The sequence below is a fragment of the Rhodococcus sp. 24CO genome (assembly GCF_050586165.1).
GTDB lineage: Bacteria > Actinomycetota > Actinomycetes > Mycobacteriales > Mycobacteriaceae > Rhodococcus_F.
In genome coordinates this window covers 389,665-405,064 of sequence record NZ_JAZFNF010000007.1, presented here as the reverse complement: position 1 = coordinate 405,064, position 15,400 = coordinate 389,665, and the positions used below count along the sequence as shown (strand labels likewise).

The window sequence follows — 15,400 nt, the reverse complement described above, 5'->3', positions numbered from 1 at the left end:
GCCTGTTACGAAACCATCGGTGTCTGTATCGGAATTACGAGAACGCTGTACTCGTAATTGCGCGCAGGTGAACAGTTGGAGCGGCTTTCGGTGGGGTGCACGGCACCCCACCGAAACCTACTAATCGGACCAGTTGTATGTCCGTTCGACGGCCTTGTTCCATTCCGCGTACAGGCGGGCGCGCTCGGACTCTTCCATGTCGGGTTCCCACGTCTTGCCGACGGCCCAGTTGCGGCGAATGTCGTCGGTATCGGACCAATAGCCGACGGCCAAACCGGCAGCGTAGGCAGCGCCCAACGCGGTTGTCTCGTTGACAACGGGACGGATCACCGGCACTCCGAGAATGTCGGACTGGAACTGCATCAGGGTCTCGTTGACAACCATGCCGCCGTCCACTTTGAGGGCGGAGAGTTCGACGCCGGAATCGGCGCGCATGGCGTCGATGACCTCACGGGTTTGATACGCGGTAGCTTCGAGCGCAGCCCGGGCCAGATGGCCCTTGTTCACGAAGCGCGTGAGTCCCACGATGACTCCGCGAGCATCGGGACGCCAGCGCGGTGCGAAGAGACCGGAGAAGGCGGGAACGATGTAGGCGCCGCCGTTGTCGTCGACGGTTGCCGCGAGGGCCTCGATGTCCTTGGCGTTCTGAATGATCCCGAGGTTGTCGCGGAGCCACTGGACCAGTGATCCCGATACGGCAACAGAACCTTCCAGGGCATAAACCGCCGGGGCGTCGCCCAGTTTGTAGCAGAGCGTAGTCAGGAGGCCGTGCTTGCTGTGGACCGGAGTAGTGCCGGTGTTGAGGAGAAGGAAGTTGCCGGTGCCGTAGGTGTTTTTTGCTTCTCCCACCGACAGGCAGGCCTGACCGAAGGTGGCTGCCTGCTGGTCTCCGAGAATGCCCGCGACCGGAACACCGGCCAGGTTGCCCCGCGGGCGACCCTTACCGTAGATCTCGGATGAGCTGCGGATTTCCGGAAGCATCGACATCGGAATCCCGAAATCCGCGCAGATGGACTCGTCCCACTGCAATGTCTCCAGATCCATCAGCATTGTGCGTGACGCATTGGTGACATCTGTCACGTGCTGCCCCTCGGTGAGGTGCCACAAAATCCACGTGTCGATGGTGCCGAAGCACAATTCGCCGGCTTCGGCCTTGGCGCGTGCCCCGTCGACATTGTCGAGAATCCATCGGATTTTCGGGCCCGAGAAATACGTCGACAACGGCAACCCGGTCTGTGCGCGGTACTTTTCCGGCCCGGCGTCACCGCCGAGTTCCTGGCACAGCTGATCAGTGCGCGTGTCCTGCCAGACAATGGCGTTGTAGACGGGTTTTCCGGTCTTTCGCTCCCAGACCACCGTTGTCTCACGTTGATTCGTGATTCCGACGGCCGCGATGTCCGCCCGGGTGAGGTCGGCTTTGGCGAGTGCGCCTGCCACCACTTCGCGAGTGTTCATCCACAGCGCCACCGGGTCGTGTTCGACCCAGCCGGATTGCGGGAAGATCTGTTCGTGTTCCTTCTGGGCAACGCTGACAACAGCGCCGTCGTGGTCGAAGATCATGCATCGGCTCGACGTGGTGCCTTGGTCGATGGCGGCGATGTACTGGTTCACATGTCTCCTTGGTTCGTGCGCTGTCGCAGTATGAGCATGAAGCTACTAGCCTGGATGCGAATTCGTCGTCGACTTACAGGAGATACGGGTTGAGTAAGCAGCAGGGTGTGCAGTTTCTCGGCCCACAGCAGCGAGAAGCTGCCTGGGAGCAGCTTCAGAGCGAGCAGTTCGACGTCATCGTCGTCGGTGGCGGCGTCGTGGGTGTCGGCACAGCGCTCGACGCCGCGACGCGTGGACTCAAAGTCGCGTTGATCGAGGCTCGTGACTATGCGTCGGGCACGTCGTCCCGATCGTCGAAGATGTTCCACGGCGGTTTGCGCTACTTGGAACAGCTTGAATTCGGGCTGGTCCGTGAGGCATTACGCGAACGCGAGCTGTCTCTGACGACATTGGCACCGCACCTGGTCAAGCCCCTCAAGTTTCTGTTCCCGCTGGCTCACCGCGTCTGGGAACGCCCGTACATGGCGGCGGGAATCTTCCTGTACGACCGGATGGGTGGGGCCAAATCGGTGCCCTCGCAGAAGCATCTCACGCGTGCCGGAGCGCTGCGCATGTCGCCGAGCCTCAAGCGCAGTTCGCTGACCGGCGGAATCCAGTACTACGACACAGTGGTCGACGACGCCCGTCACACTATGACCGTTGCGCGGACGGCGGCGCATTACGGCGCTGTGGTCCGGACGTCGACGCAGGTTGTCGGCTTCCTGCGCGAAGCAGATCGAGTGTCGGGTGTACGTGTTCGTGACTGCGAAGACGGACGGACCGCCGAGGTCAAGGGACACGTCGTCATCAACGCGACGGGCGTGTGGACCGACGAGATCCAGGCACTGTCGCGTCAGCGTGGCCGCTTCCGGGTCCGGGCGTCGAAGGGCGTGCACATCGTTGTTCCCCGTGACCGCATCGTCAGTGAAGCGGCGATCATTCTGCGCACCGAAAAATCAGTACTGTTCGTGATCCCGTGGGGAAATCACTGGATCATCGGAACCACGGACACGGACTGGAATCTCGACCTCGCGCACCCGGCCGCAACCAAGGCCGATATCGATTACATTCTCGGACACGTTAATTCGGTGCTCGTGACACCTTTGACGCATGCCGACATCGACGGTGTGTACGCCGGTCTTCGTCCACTGTTGGCCGGCGAGAGCGACGAGACGTCGAAGCTGTCGCGTGAGCATGCCGTTGCCCGAGTTGCTCCGGGCCTTGTTGCCATTGCGGGCGGAAAGTACACCACGTACCGCGTCATGGCGGAGGACGCGGTTGACGTTGCATCCGAAGACATTCCGGCGCGCGTTGCGTCGTCGATCACCGAGAAGGTGCCGCTCGTGGGCGCCGACGGATACTTTGCGTTGGTCAATCAGACCATGCAGCTGGGTGAGACGTACGGTCTGCATCCGTACCGCGTCAAGCATCTCCTCGATCGGTATGGCTCCTTGATCACCGAGGTGTTGGAATTGGGCCGCACTACTCCGGAGTTGTTGCAGCCCATCACCGATGCGCCCGATTACCTTCAGGTTGAGGCAGTGTATGCCGCAGCCGCGGAAGGCGCTCTGCACCTGGACGACATCTTGGCGCGGCGCACGCGCATCGCGATCGAGTACCCGCACCGCGGCGTCAACTGTGCCCAGCAAGTCGCGGAACTTGTTGCCCCCGTGCTGGGCTGGGATGCCGAAGCGGTCGATCGTGAGGTTGACACCTACCGTGCGCGGGTCAAGGCCGAAGTGGAATCACAGGCTCAGCCCGACGACGAAGCAGCGGACGCACTGCGGGCAGCGGCGCCGGAATCGCGGGTGGAAATCCTCGAGCCTGTAGTCGAGGTGGCGGACCGCGTGTAGCCGTTGGGCTGCGCATGGACTGTGGGCATTTTCCATATATCGGACCTTTCCGACTAGTTTGGAGAAGTCCTCGTAATCGAACAGGGTTTCGATTACGGTGGGAGGATGTTCGATCCGGGGGTGGGAAGTTTCGGTATCTCAGCGCAGCTGAGTGATGCCGAAACCGATTGCGCCCTCATCGATCTCATGAGTGAGTTGCATTCATGTGAAGCGATGCTGGTCGAGCGGAAACTGGCCGTGGTTGCGGAGTTTTTCACTCGCCGTAGTGCTGAGCATGTCGAGGGCGGTACGTGGTCGTCGTCGGCGTACGAGTTGGCCGAATCGGAGGTCGGCGCGGTGTTGACGATGGGGCGGGCTGCGGCGGGGAAGCTCATCGGGTTGGGTTTTGCTTTGAAGACGCGGTTGCATCGCACGCGGGCAGCGATGGCCCGCGGTGAACTCGACTCCTACCGGGTCGGGTTGATCGAGTCGGCGACCGCGAATGTCGGTGACGAGTTGATCGACGAAGTAGAGCGTTTGCTGCTCGAGCAGGTTCTCGCCCCAGCAGTGGACGGTGGTATCGGGTTGACGGGTCGTCGGTTGACGGCGGCGATCGACCGGATCGTGGCCCGCGTTGATCCGGAGGGGATGCGGGAGAGACGTCGCCGGGCCTTGGCGGATCGGTTTGTCGGGGTCAGTGCCGCCGAAGACGGTATGGCCCGCATCCTCGGCAGCATTCCGGCCGAACAAGCCCGTGCCTTCGACGGCCGGTTGCGGGAGTTGGCGATGTCGGTATGCCGCCATGATTCGCGTACGTATGAGCAGCGCCGCGCTGATTCGTTGGGCGCTTTGGTGAGTGGTTCCACGGTGTTGGTGTGCGACTGCGACCGGGATGATTGCCCGCAGGACCGCAGCGGCATGGTGATCATTCGCCGGCCACTCGTGCATGTGGTGATGCACGAATCCACCTTCGCCGGCAGCGATATTCCCGGCAGCGACGAGCCCGCTCATCTCGACGGGTACGGCGTGATCAGCGCCGAGCATGCCCGCGACATCGCGAAAGACGCAGACGTTCGGGAAGCGCGGGTGCCAGAAACACCTGTGCCCGCCTCTGAGCCCACCTCGGCTTTGGTCTACCGCCCCGGCGCGGCACTCGATACGTGGCTGCGGGTCATCGCGGGAAGCTGCCAATGGCCGCACTGCGATGCCCCCTCCTGGAATTGCGATCTCGACCACAACGTTCCGTTCAACCACACCGACCCCACACAGGGTGGGAAGACGGTCGCGTCGAATCTGAGCGCGTTCTGCCGTAACCATCATCGCCTCAAGCATTCCGGCAAGTGGCGGCTCGACCCGAACCCGGATCGCAGTATCTCGCTGACCTCGCCGACCGGGCACTGCTACCGCATGAGAGATGCCGGACTACTCGCCGGCCAACAGGAATCGCTGCTACCGGAAGGCGGCAAACCGCGACGCACTCGTTTGGAAAACAAAGCTGCCCGCATCCGAAGTGAACGCAAACATCGGCGCGTCAAGATTCAGCACCGCACAGCGAAACACGCGGAACGGAAACACCGGCAAACCTTCCCGATCTCCACACCCCGAAAGCGCTTGCCCCACAAACCCGTCGACTACGGCAACGATCCGCCGCCATTCTGAATTTTTTCGCCTTATCTATTAAAAGAGATAGACGATTGCGTTGTTACCGCCACTACAGGTGACAACCTTCTTTCCGGTGCAACTCATCGAATAGCGCGTGTTGGTGACGGGGCTGACAGCGCTGATCGACACTGTTGCATTTCGTTTGCCCTGACTGACGTACTGATACCGCACTTCTTCGGCGAACTCACATGATGTGGCTTTGCTACCGGTCGCGGAGTTCGGCAATTCGTTGTTGGAAAACACCGGCCCGCAGCGAGTTGCGTTTGCCGGGACAGCTGGACCGGACGTCGGTGCGGAAGTAGTGGTTCGAGCAGCTGCTGACGTTGTGGTGGGAGAAGATTCTGTGGTGGGTGTAGTTGTTGTAGAAGCCGTTGTACCGAGTTGAGTCGAGGATCGCGCGGATTGATGTGTGTCTGCGTCGAAGAGCAGCGGCCGCACCCAGACAAGCCCCACAACCACAACAATCGCAGCTATTCCGGCGCCGAGAAGAACCCAGACCCACGCAGGTGTTTGTGGTGGCTGTGGATCTCCGGGTGGCTGTGAATCCCGCTGGGGTTGGGAATCCCGCTGGTGTTGGGAGTCCCACGGATATGGCGGTTGAGGGGCGTTCATATCGGCAGGTTCTCCGGATCCGTCATGAAGAGTGAATTGTCTGCGTTATGTATATCGGATGGTGGGGACCCAGTAGTTTTTGTCGGATGACTGTGACGACATTCTTCCGATGGGTGTGGGTGGTGCTTGCCTTAGCCGCTGCCGCGCTCGGGTACTTCGCCGCGTCGGATCCGATGTACCAAATCACATCCTGCGAGATCGGTATTTTCCCGAGCGACGGGATCACCAACTGGACGCAGTGCAACGAATCGATCGTCAGTTATCTCGGTGTGGCAATTCTTGCGTGGTTGGCAGTCCCGGCTCTAATGTGCGTAATCCCTGCCGTAGTTCCCCGTCGCTGGGTCGCAGTTACGGTCGCAGCAATTCTGGTGTTCGGGGCATTCGGCGCCTTCTTTGCATCCCGACCACACTTGGTTGCCTATGGCTACTTCATTCCGATCGCACTGGCGGCCTGTTTCGTCGCGGCACTGCAGTGGAACAGAACGCCGGGGAACAGAAGCAAGCGCCAAGTCAGTGAGTCAGCACGATCTTGATGGCGACGATCAACGTCGCTACCGCAGCGAGACCGAACGCCGCGACATGAGTTGCCGTGCCTACTTTTTCGCCGCGAAGGTGGCTGATGACGTAACTCGTGGAACCGATACGGAGCACCAACACAAGTTCGGCAATCAGTTGGGCGGTCCGCGGTTCGAGGATGTTGAACCAGGCGGTTCCCAGAATAACGATGGGAACCACGGCCGAGGTCAGGATGGGCACGGAATCACGGAGAGCTTCGATTCTTTCCGCAGTGGTTAGTTCTCGATCATTACGAATACTTTCGCCGACACCCTCCGCGAAGGTGTGCGCGATATACGTCGACAGGGCCGTGCCGATGACAATGGCAACGCCGAGCGATTCCTGCGATTGGGTGACCGGAATCAGAGCGGCCAGAGCCAAGATGTTGCCGTATACGTAGGCGGTGGTCCGGGCGGCGATGCGCTCTTGCCCGAGGTGGCGACCGCGGGCGGTAATCGGGCGATTGAGCAGGGTACGTAGGCTCCGCGGCATCGCTTGATTATGGCAGATCAGGCATTTGGGCTGTAGTGCATCGGGCTGTCTCGGCGCGTCACGGGTAGCAGGATTCGGGTCGGGGCCGCCGAAGACAACTCCGGAGATGAGGTAGAGCGATCGGCCCAAGGTCACGTCATCACCTTGACTGCGAATGTTGTCAGATTAGGATCGACAACATCAGTAGTCAAGGAATCGGAGCAGCAGTGAGTATCGAGGAACGGCGTGCAGCACGGAAGGCAGCGCTGTTCGATGTGGGCGTGACACTACTGGGGGCAGTGGACGGTCCGGCCGTCAACGTACGGGCAGTATGTAAGGCTGCGGGACTGACGGAACGGTACTTCTACGAGAGCTTCACCGACCGCGATCAGTACGTGGTGTCGGTCCACTCGTATGTTTCGGAACGCGCGCAATCCGCACTGGCGGCAGCAGTAGCTATGGAAACCGGAACCGAAGCGATTGCGACCGCAGCGGTCGATACGTTCGTCAAATTGATGGTCGACGATCCCGCGATGGGACGAGTGCTGCTGATTGCTCCGCTCTCCGAACCTGTACTCGGAGGCCGCGGAATCGAATCGATGCCGGCTTTCGTGGACCTCGTCTATGCACAGCTCTCCGAAATCAGTGATCCGGTGGAGAAGCAGTTGACCGCCGTAGGGTTGGTGGGTGCGTTGTTCACCCTGTTCATCGGATACCTCGACGGCACCATTGACGTGAGCCGTGATCGTTTTGTGGCGTACTGCGTCCGCCTGTTGACAAAAGCTAATCGTGCGTAAGCGGTTGGCAGGACGGGCAGAAGAATATCTGTCGTTCGGTGAGCTGGTCGGGTCCGAGTAGTTCTTCGCGGATTCGCGTTCCGCAACGCCGACACGGTTTTCCGCGGCGGCCGTACACCCACGTCTGTCGACCGGGACGGGTATCGCCAGTGGTTACTCGGACGTGACGTGACTTGTTGGCACCGATAATGCGGTACGACAGGTCGACGACCGCCGTGAGATCCGGGACCCGGTCCGTCGGAGTTCGTGGATGAAGCCCACGGAGAAAACAGATTTCATTGCGATACACATTGCCGAGCCCAGCCATGACCCGTTGGTCGAGGAGCGCAACGCCGATCGGTTCCGAGCCCGCGCTGCGCAGATTTTCCTCGGCCGCAGCATTGTCCCAATCCGGGCCGAGGAGATCCGGACCAAGATGTCCGACGACGGAGTCTTCCTGGTCGCGATCGAGAATTTCGGTGATGCCGAGCGAAAAACCCACGGCAACAGCATCTTCGGTTGCCAGAATAATGCGCGCCTGATGGGCTGGGCGATGCCACCGCTCACCCGGTACGTAGATCTGCCACGCGCCTTCCATCTTCAGATGTGTGTGGACGGAGGCGTCGCCGATCCGGATCAACAGATGCTTTCCGCGACTGACGACGGAGTCGACACGTGTGCCGGTCAGGTCGACGGTGGCGTATCGCGGGACACGAACGTCGCACGTGGTGAGCACCTTGCCGTTCAGGGCCGTGCGAAGTGCATTGGCCGTCCGCCAGACGGTATCGCCTTCGGGCATCAGCAATCAGCCTTCATGATCTCAACCTGAAGCCGCGTGGGGTGGCCGCAAACCCGGCTTCGACCAAGACCGGCGCAAAGTTGTTGCCGTGGATGGTTTCGCCGTTCACTTTCTCGACGACGATCTTCTCGACGGATCGGTTCTTCACGATCTGGGCCAGAGATGTTGCTGCCGTGCGGAGTACGCCGGGGTCGTCGGAGAAGGTGAGAATAGTTCGACCACCGCGTTCGACATAGAGCACCAGCTCGCCCTGCACGAGAACAACCAGCGCGCCGGCCTTGCGTCCGGGTCGGTGACCGGGTGATTCTTCGGCGTTCGACGCCGGCCACGGGAGCGCCGCTCCATACGGGTTGGCAGGATCGCACGCGGCAAGAGTGACCGTGGCAGAAGAAGTATGGCGACCCTCGATGGATTCCCCGAACGTACGCAAACGATCCACGACGGCAGGCGTGGAGAACTGCGCACCGCCCAGAGTGTCGACGAAGTAGCCGCGCCTGGCCCGGCCGTTGTCCTCGAACGTACTGAGCACCTTGTAGATCAACGCAAATCCGCCGGGGACGTTCTCGCTGACCACGCTGCCACGGGTGACAACTCCGTAGCGCTCGAGCAGAAGGTCGGCCGTGGCGTGGGCCCGAACAGTGGGATCAGGCTCGGCGGCCGGCAGCAGGAACCAGCGTCCGGCAGCGGTGGCCGGTCCGGTGCGCGCGGGTACCGCCGGGCGCATCATTCCTCGATACGGACGGGCCCGCGGAACACGCCTCGGAGCGCGGTGGCTGGTTGTGGTTCGAGTGGTGTCGGACAATAGGGCCCGCAGGGGAGCGAGGGTGTCGTTGCCGATGTGCCCGAGCCACACCAATTCCCACAGCGCAGTCGTGAGCGCGCCGTCTTCCGGGTTGTCGAGTGCTTCGGCCAATTGGCGGAAGAAATAGGCACCGCCAGCGGTCAGGACGTCGAGGACCTGCTGTTGCAGGTCCGAAACATCGGTATCGGCAGGCGGATTGAGGGTTGCCGGGGCCAGATCCGCCGGGTGCAGGACAACCCACCCATCCTTGGCCGAGATGGCTCCGGATCCCGACCACAGTACCTCGCCGGTCGAGGTCAGCTCGTCGAGCATGGCCGGTGAATAGTCGGGGATGCGACTCGGCAGGATCAGCGATTCGAGCGCCGATGCCGGAATGGGAACTCCGGCAAGCTGATCGACGACGGTTGCAACACCGTCGATCCCGCGGAGAGTTCCGCCGACGTGCTGCCAGTTGGGAAGGAATCGGCCCAGCGTGGCGGTGCTGACCGGTTCCACATCCGCCCGGGCGGCAGCGAGTGAGCGTCGACGCAATCGCCGGAGCACTTCGGCGTCGCACCATTCACTCCCGGCTGATCCGGGCCGGAATTCACCCTCGAGGACCCGCTTCTCCAAGGCAAGACGGCCGAGAACATCGCGCGCCACCGAAACGCCGATACCGAATCTGGCAGCCGCGTCGGCGAGCGTGAAAGGTCCGTGCGTGCGCGCATAGCGGCTCAACAGGTCCTCGAGCGGCTGATCCACCGGTTCGATGAATGCTGCGGGTACACCGATGGGTAGGGGTACCCCCAGTCCGTCACGCAGGCGACCTGAGTCTTCGATTGCCGTCCACCACTGTTGCCCGGCAAACGAAACATGAAGGGCGCGTTTGTCTGTCGTAAGCGTGTCGAGCCACAGACGCGGATCTTCGAGGGAACGCGCCGTAACCTCCTCGGTCGTGAGTGGGCCGAGCATACGCAGTAGATCAGCAACGCCTTCGAGATCTTTTGCCTTGCGCTCGGGCGCCAGTCGTTGCAGCTCGCGCTCGGCTTGCTCGATGACACCGCCGTCGAGTAGCTCGCGCAGTTCGACGCGGCCCAACAGTTCGGCGAGCAGTGTGGAGTCGAGAGACAGTGCTGCCGCGCGTCTTTCGGCGAGTGGGCTGTCGCCCTCGTACATGAAGGCGCCGACATAACTGAACAGCAGCGCGCTGGCAAACGGAGACGGGGACGCCGTCTCGACGTCAACGATGCGGATCTGTCGTTTGGCGATCTTGCCGAGTAAATCCATGAGCGCCGGCAGGTCGTAGACATCTTGGAGGCATTCGCGCACAGTCTCGAGCAGGATGGGGAACGTCGGAAACTTGCGTGCCACGTCGAGGAGCTGGGCGCTGCGTTGACGCTGCTGCCACAACGGCGCACGCTTGCCGGGATTTCGGCGAGGCAGAAGCAGTGCGCGAGCGGCACATTCACGAAACCGTGAGGCGAACAGTGCAGACCCGCCCACTTCCTGGGTGACCAGATCTTCGATGTCTTCGACGTCGAAGGCAAAGAGTTCGGCGCCGGGAGGCTCGTTCTCGGTATCGGGGAGGCGGATGATGATGCCGTCGTCGGAGGCCGTGGGACTGGAATCCACTCCGTATCGTTCCTGCAGACGTGCACCGATGGCGAGTGCCCACGGAGCGTGCACCCGCTGGCCGTACGGGGAGTGCAGGACCAGGCGCCAATCGCCGAGTTCGTCGCGGAACCGCTCGACCACCAACGTGCGATCCGACGGCACCTGCCCGGTCGCGTTTTTCTGCTCGCCCACCAGTTGGATCAGGTTGGTGGTGGCGTTGTGGTCCAGGCCGCCGACGCGGCAGCGTTCGATCACGTCGGCCTCGTTGCCGAGCGCTGTTTCCCGGACGAACTGGCCGAGTGCTTGGCCGAGTTCTGCCGGTCGTCCAAGGCCGTCGCCGTGCCAGAACGGGAGGCGCCCCGGTTGTCCGTAGGCGGGGCTGACCAGAACGCGGTCGAACGTGATTTCCTCGATCCGCCAGCTGGTCGCGCCCAGGGCGAACACGTCGCCGACTCGGGATTCGTAGACCATTTCCTCGTCGAGTTCGCCAACACGAGACGCCCGCTCGCCCACCATGTAGACCGTGAAGAGCCCGCGGTCCGGGATTGCGCCGCCGGAGGTGACGGCCAGACGCTGCGCCCCGGGGCGCCCCGTGAGTGTGTTGGCTTCGCGATCCCAGACCAGGCGTGGACGCAGTTCGGCAAACTCGTCCGAGGGGTACCGGCCCGCCAGCAGATCGAGGGTGGACTCGTACGCGGAGCGGGGAAGCGTTGCAAACGAACCACTTCGGCGGACGGTGTCGAACCAGTCGTCCACGTCGATCGGTTCGAGTGCCGTCGCGGCCACCGTCTGCTGGGCCAGAATGTCGAGAGGATTGGCAGGAACCGTCATCGCTTCGATCTTGCCCTCGACCATGCGCTCGACGGTGACGGCACAGTGAATGAGATCGGTTCGATGTTTCGGAAACACCACACCGCGAGAGATTTCACCGACCTGGTGTCCGGCCCGGCCGACGCGTTGGAGCCCGCTCGCGACCGATGGCGGCGCCTCGACTTGGATCACCAGATCAACTGCGCCCATGTCGATTCCGAGTTCGAGGCTGCTGGTCGCGACGACGCACCGCAGTCGCCCGGATTTCAGGTCGTCTTCGATGATGGCTCGCTGATCTTTGCTGACCGAGCCGTGGTGGGCGCGTGCGAGCAGTGGCTCGGCACCGAAATTGACTTCGGTGGGTGTGCCGATTTGTGACGGTGGCTTCGGCATTTTGTCGACCAGCACACCGGTGCGTTCGGCGTGGATTTCGTTGAGCCGAGCTGTCAACCGCTCCGCGAGGCGCCTGGAGTTGGCGAACACAATGGACGAGCGGTGTTCGAGAACAAGATCGACTATCTGTTCTTCGACGTGCGGCCAGATGGAGCCCGCTTGGGGCGTCGGAGATTCGGAACCGTCTGCAGGTGTTGCGATACCCAGTTCCGTCATGTCCTCCACGGGAACGCGGACGGTGAGGTCGAAGGTCTTGGCGGCCGGTGGCGCGACGATCCTGATGGGCGACGACCCGGAGAGGAATCGCCCGACTTCTTCGTGGGGGCGGACGGTGGCCGACAAACCGATGCGCTGCGCGGGGGACTCGAGTAGTGCGTCGAGGCGCTCGAGGGAGAGAGCGAGATGGGAGCCGCGTTTGGTCCCGGCCACCGCGTGGACCTCGTCGACGATGACGGTGTCGACGCCGGCCAGCGTCTCGCGGGCGGCGGAGGTGAGCATCAGGAACAACGATTCCGGGGTGGTGATCAGGATGTCCGGCGGCCTTTTGATCAACGAGCGTCGATCGGCGGGGGAGGTGTCACCGGAGCGGACGCCGACCGTGATCTCGGGTGGCGTGAGACCGAGGCGTTTGGCGGTTTGAGTGATGCCGACAAGCGGAGCGCGGAGGTTTCGTTCGACATCCACGCCGAGTGCCTTGAGCGGTGAGATGTACAGGACCTTGGTAGTGCGGTGGCCCTCGTCCCGCGAAGCCAACTGATCGAGTGCCCACAGAAAAGCGGACAGTGTCTTGCCGGAACCGGTAGGCGCTACGACCAGGGTGTGCGCGCCGCTTGCTATGGATTCCCACGCGCCGAGTTGAGCCGGTGTGGGGGCGCTGAAGGCACCGTCGAACCATTCTCGTGTCGCGGGCGAGAACTTTTCGAGGACGTCGGTCACGTATCCATAGTGCACCTGCCCACCGACAGCGTGTTCAAACGTGCCGAAGACATCGCCGGGACTATATTTTTTCCGTAATCAGGACGATTTGGCTGTTTTTCGAGAAGGCGAGTGCCAGATGGAAGCTGTAATTATTGCTCTCGAGCTCATTGTGGTGCTCGGGGCAATCGTCATGGGCACTCGATCGAGTGGTGTTGCACTCGGTCTGTGGGGCGGTGCGGGCGTCGCCGTCCTTGTGTTCGTGTTCGGCGAGGACGTGGGTGCGCCCCCGGTCGACGCCCTCCTGATCGTGCTGTCCGTCGTCCTGGCGTCGTCGATGATGCAGGCAGCCGGTGGTATCGACTGGATGGTCACCATCGCGGCCAAACTGATCGAATCCAGGCCAAAACAGATCACGTTGATCGCACCGTTGGTGTCGTTCCTCTTCTCGGTCGGCGCCGGAACGTCCAACATTCTGTATCCGCTGCTGCCCGTGATCTACGACGTGTCGTACAAGAACGGCGTGCGTCCCTCACGGCCGCTGTCGCTGTCCGTCGTCTCGACCGGTGTTGCGCTGGCGTGTAGCCCCGTATCAGCGGCCATGGCGGCCATGGTGACGTTGACGGATGTGTCGCCGTACGATTTCGAGCTCATCGATATCATCAAGATCACCTTCCCGGCGGCGGTGATCGGCATCATCATCTCGTCGTTCGCGGTGAACCGCCTCGGCAAGGAACTGGCCGACGATCCCGACGTGCAGGCAAAGCTGAAGTCCGGCGAACTGGCCGGCCCCGGCGCTGCGGCCACCACCGAACTGGTCTCGACGAAGACCGGCCGCAACGCAGCGCTGATCTTCCTCGCGGGTGTTCTGGCGATCGTGATCTTCGGACTCTTCAAGGGAATTCGCCCCGAGGCGGCCGACGGCTCGCCGCTGGGAATGACCCCGATCATCGAGATGCTGATGTTCCTGGTCGGCACCCTCATCCTGCTCGTATGCAAGCCCAACGTGGCCGACGTTCCGACCTCGACGGTGTTCCGTGCCGGTATGGTCTCGGCGATTGCGCTGTTCGGTCTCGCGTGGCTCACGGATACGTTCATCAGCGCTCACTTGGAGCTGATCACCAGCACCGTCGGCGACTGGGTCAGCGCCGCACCCTGGATCTTCGCGCTCGGTGTCTTCCTGGTGTGTGTGCTCACCACCAGCCAGTCGACCGCCACCCGAACCATCGTGCCGATCGGACTCGCGGCCGGTATCGCCCCTGGTCTGCTGACCGGTATGTGGGCCGGAGCGTTTGCCGGTATCTACCTGTTGCCGACAAACGGTTCGCAGATCGCGGCCGCGAACTTCGACCTCTCCGGCAGCACGAAGCTCGGTACCAAGCTCGTGGACCACTCGTTCTTCCTGCCGACGATAATCCTGGCCGTGACCACGATTACCGCCGGCGCGATATTCGGAGTGGTGCTCGGCTAGCTGTCTCGGTAGTGGTCCCAGCTCGCCTTGCATGCGCGGGCGAGCTGGTCCACCCGCTCCGGATCGGAACTCGGCCAGTCGACGCCAGGTGCCATGATGTGCGCGGCGAGGGTGTCGCCGAGCAGGAATTCGCGTTTGAACTCCGCCTGCACGGCGCTGAGTGTGATGCAGGCAGCATCCGCGCGTGCTGACTGCTCGGCGAATCTCGCACCTGCTGTGATGATCTCGAAGCTGCCGAGATACGGCTGGTTCAGCGCTACAGCGCCCGGATCGTCGACCTGAAATCCCTTGCGATGTGCGGCCGCGAGCGCTCGAATGAGTTCGGGGTCCATCGTTACGGGATTGTCGCCGCGTCGATTGCCGTCGTGATCACCACGATTGGACAGTGCCACGACGTCAGGCAGCCGATCCTCCTCGGGGCGAAGCACATTGACCGCACCGTCGCGTCGCGTCGTGTGGTTCATCGTGTCGTGGAACGAGAGCGTGGTGAACGATCGGCCGACCTCGAAACTCTTTTCCACCATTTTCTCGACCAGAGAATCACGCGTGTGCTCGTACACGCCCAGTCCGCGATCGGCTGTCTCGGTGAACGTGTCGGCCAAACGCTTCCACCCGGCGTCGTCGGTTGGTTCCAGTAGCAACGGGTAGAAGGAGAACGTGACCGGACGGACGGCGTCGACTCCCGTGAGGTCGACCTTGTTGCCCGCCCCGGCCTGGTGAACACGTGCAAATGCCTCGCGCAGTGAAGATTCCAGGTTTTCGGGCTTGGCGCGGTTGGGGTCACGAATCATGCGCGGATGGGGATTCTCGACGTACACGATGCGCGGATCGATCTCGGCCCACCGACGCACGATCGCGCTGGTCGACATGTCGGTGAAATCGAACTGCAGGCGCCGGGTGAACTCGGGTGCCAGAAACTCGGCGAGCTCTTCCGGGATGGCTGAACCCGAATGCGGGCAGCTCACAAGAAGATCGGCGCCCGCGATCGCGTCGTCGAGTGTGCGTGAATCACGATCGGAGTAGAACGTCAGATCGTCGGGTGTGAAGACAGTTCCGGCCGGAATGAGTACAGGTGCACCGTTGTTCATGACACTGTTCATGACACCGAGCGTAATCCAG

11 protein-coding genes are annotated in these 15,400 nt (G+C 62.2%); 6 read left to right on the top strand and 5 right to left on the bottom strand.

Annotation, left to right across the window (positions count from 1 at the left end; genetic code table 11):
- Nucleotides 1-120: 120 nt before the first annotated feature.
- Nucleotides 121-1,611 (bottom strand): glycerol kinase GlpK, encoded by a 1,491-nt coding sequence (gene glpK, locus V2B23_RS19675; RefSeq protein WP_430951877.1) that lies wholly within the window; start codon nt 1,609-1,611, stop codon nt 121-123.
- Between the two features lie 89 nt (nt 1,612-1,700).
- Here glpK and V2B23_RS19670 point away from each other — a divergent pair, with 89 nt between their 5' ends.
- From V2B23_RS19670 to V2B23_RS19655, 4 genes are all read left to right on the top strand, one after another.
- Nucleotides 1,701-3,443: a glycerol-3-phosphate dehydrogenase/oxidase gene (locus V2B23_RS19670; protein WP_430951876.1), complete on the top strand. Its 1,743-nt coding sequence runs from the start codon at nt 1,701-1,703 to the stop codon at nt 3,441-3,443.
- 105 nt (nt 3,444-3,548) lie between these two features.
- Nucleotides 3,549-5,081 (top strand): DUF222 domain-containing protein, encoded by a 1,533-nt coding sequence (locus V2B23_RS19665; protein WP_430951875.1) that lies wholly within the window; start codon nt 3,549-3,551, stop codon nt 5,079-5,081.
- Nucleotides 5,082-5,277: 196 nt separating this feature from the next.
- Nucleotides 5,278-5,469, top strand: coding sequence for a hypothetical protein (locus V2B23_RS19660; protein ID WP_430951874.1), 192 nt, complete (start codon nt 5,278-5,280; stop codon nt 5,467-5,469).
- 313 nt (nt 5,470-5,782) lie between these two features.
- Entirely contained in the window at nt 5,783-6,229 is a 447-nt protein-coding gene (locus V2B23_RS19655; protein ID WP_430951873.1) for a hypothetical protein, read from the top strand.
- On the opposite strand, the gene V2B23_RS19650 is transcribed toward V2B23_RS19655, so the two are convergent.
- Nucleotides 6,207-6,743, bottom strand: coding sequence for a hypothetical protein (locus V2B23_RS19650; RefSeq protein WP_430951970.1), 537 nt, complete (start codon nt 6,741-6,743; stop codon nt 6,207-6,209). The two genes, V2B23_RS19655 and V2B23_RS19650, sit on opposite strands and share 23 nt — an antisense overlap.
- 206 nt (nt 6,744-6,949) lie before the next feature.
- On the opposite strand from V2B23_RS19650, the gene V2B23_RS19645 reads away from it, so the two are divergent.
- Complete coding sequence (locus V2B23_RS19645; protein WP_430951872.1) at nt 6,950-7,519, top strand: TetR/AcrR family transcriptional regulator; 570 nt, start codon at nt 6,950-6,952, stop codon at nt 7,517-7,519.
- Here the strand turns inward: V2B23_RS19645 and V2B23_RS19640 are convergent.
- Complete coding sequence (locus V2B23_RS19640; protein WP_430951871.1) at nt 7,506-8,297, bottom strand: DNA-formamidopyrimidine glycosylase family protein; 792 nt, start codon at nt 8,295-8,297, stop codon at nt 7,506-7,508. The genes V2B23_RS19645 and V2B23_RS19640 overlap by 14 nt on opposite strands.
- A 13-nt stretch (nt 8,298-8,310) precedes the next feature.
- Nucleotides 8,311-12,831, bottom strand: a complete 4,521-nt coding sequence (locus V2B23_RS19635; RefSeq protein WP_430951870.1) for an ATP-dependent helicase — start codon at nt 12,829-12,831, stop codon at nt 8,311-8,313.
- Nucleotides 12,832-12,949: 118 nt separating this feature from the next.
- Here V2B23_RS19635 and V2B23_RS19630 point away from each other — a divergent pair, with 118 nt between their 5' ends.
- Nucleotides 12,950-14,281: an anaerobic C4-dicarboxylate transporter family protein gene (locus V2B23_RS19630; protein WP_430951869.1), complete on the top strand. Its 1,332-nt coding sequence runs from the start codon at nt 12,950-12,952 to the stop codon at nt 14,279-14,281.
- Here the strand turns inward: V2B23_RS19630 and V2B23_RS19625 are convergent.
- On the bottom strand, nt 14,278-15,381 hold the full coding sequence (locus V2B23_RS19625) for an N-formylglutamate amidohydrolase (RefSeq protein ID WP_430951868.1): 1,104 nt from the start codon (nt 15,379-15,381) through the stop codon (nt 14,278-14,280). The genes V2B23_RS19630 and V2B23_RS19625 overlap by 4 nt on opposite strands.
- Nucleotides 15,382-15,400: the final 19 nt, after the last annotated feature.

What these genes read in the sequence shown, in the direction of transcription:
- V2B23_RS19665 (WP_430951875.1), top strand. Translation starts at nt 3,549, where the DNA reads ATGTTCGATCCGGGGGTGGGAAGTTTCGGTATCTCAGCGCAGCTGAGT.
- V2B23_RS19655 (WP_430951873.1), top strand. Translation starts at nt 5,783, where the DNA reads ATGACTGTGACGACATTCTTCCGATGGGTGTGGGTGGTGCTTGCCTTA.
- V2B23_RS19650 (WP_430951970.1), bottom strand. Translation starts at nt 6,743, where the DNA reads ATGCCGCGGAGCCTACGTACCCTGCTCAATCGCCCGATTACCGCCCGC.
- V2B23_RS19640 (WP_430951871.1), bottom strand. Translation starts at nt 8,297, where the DNA reads ATGCCCGAAGGCGATACCGTCTGGCGGACGGCCAATGCACTTCGCACG.
- V2B23_RS19630 (WP_430951869.1), top strand. Translation starts at nt 12,950, where the DNA reads ATGGAAGCTGTAATTATTGCTCTCGAGCTCATTGTGGTGCTCGGGGCA.
- V2B23_RS19625 (WP_430951868.1), bottom strand. Translation starts at nt 15,381, where the DNA reads ATGAACAGTGTCATGAACAACGGTGCACCTGTACTCATTCCGGCCGGA.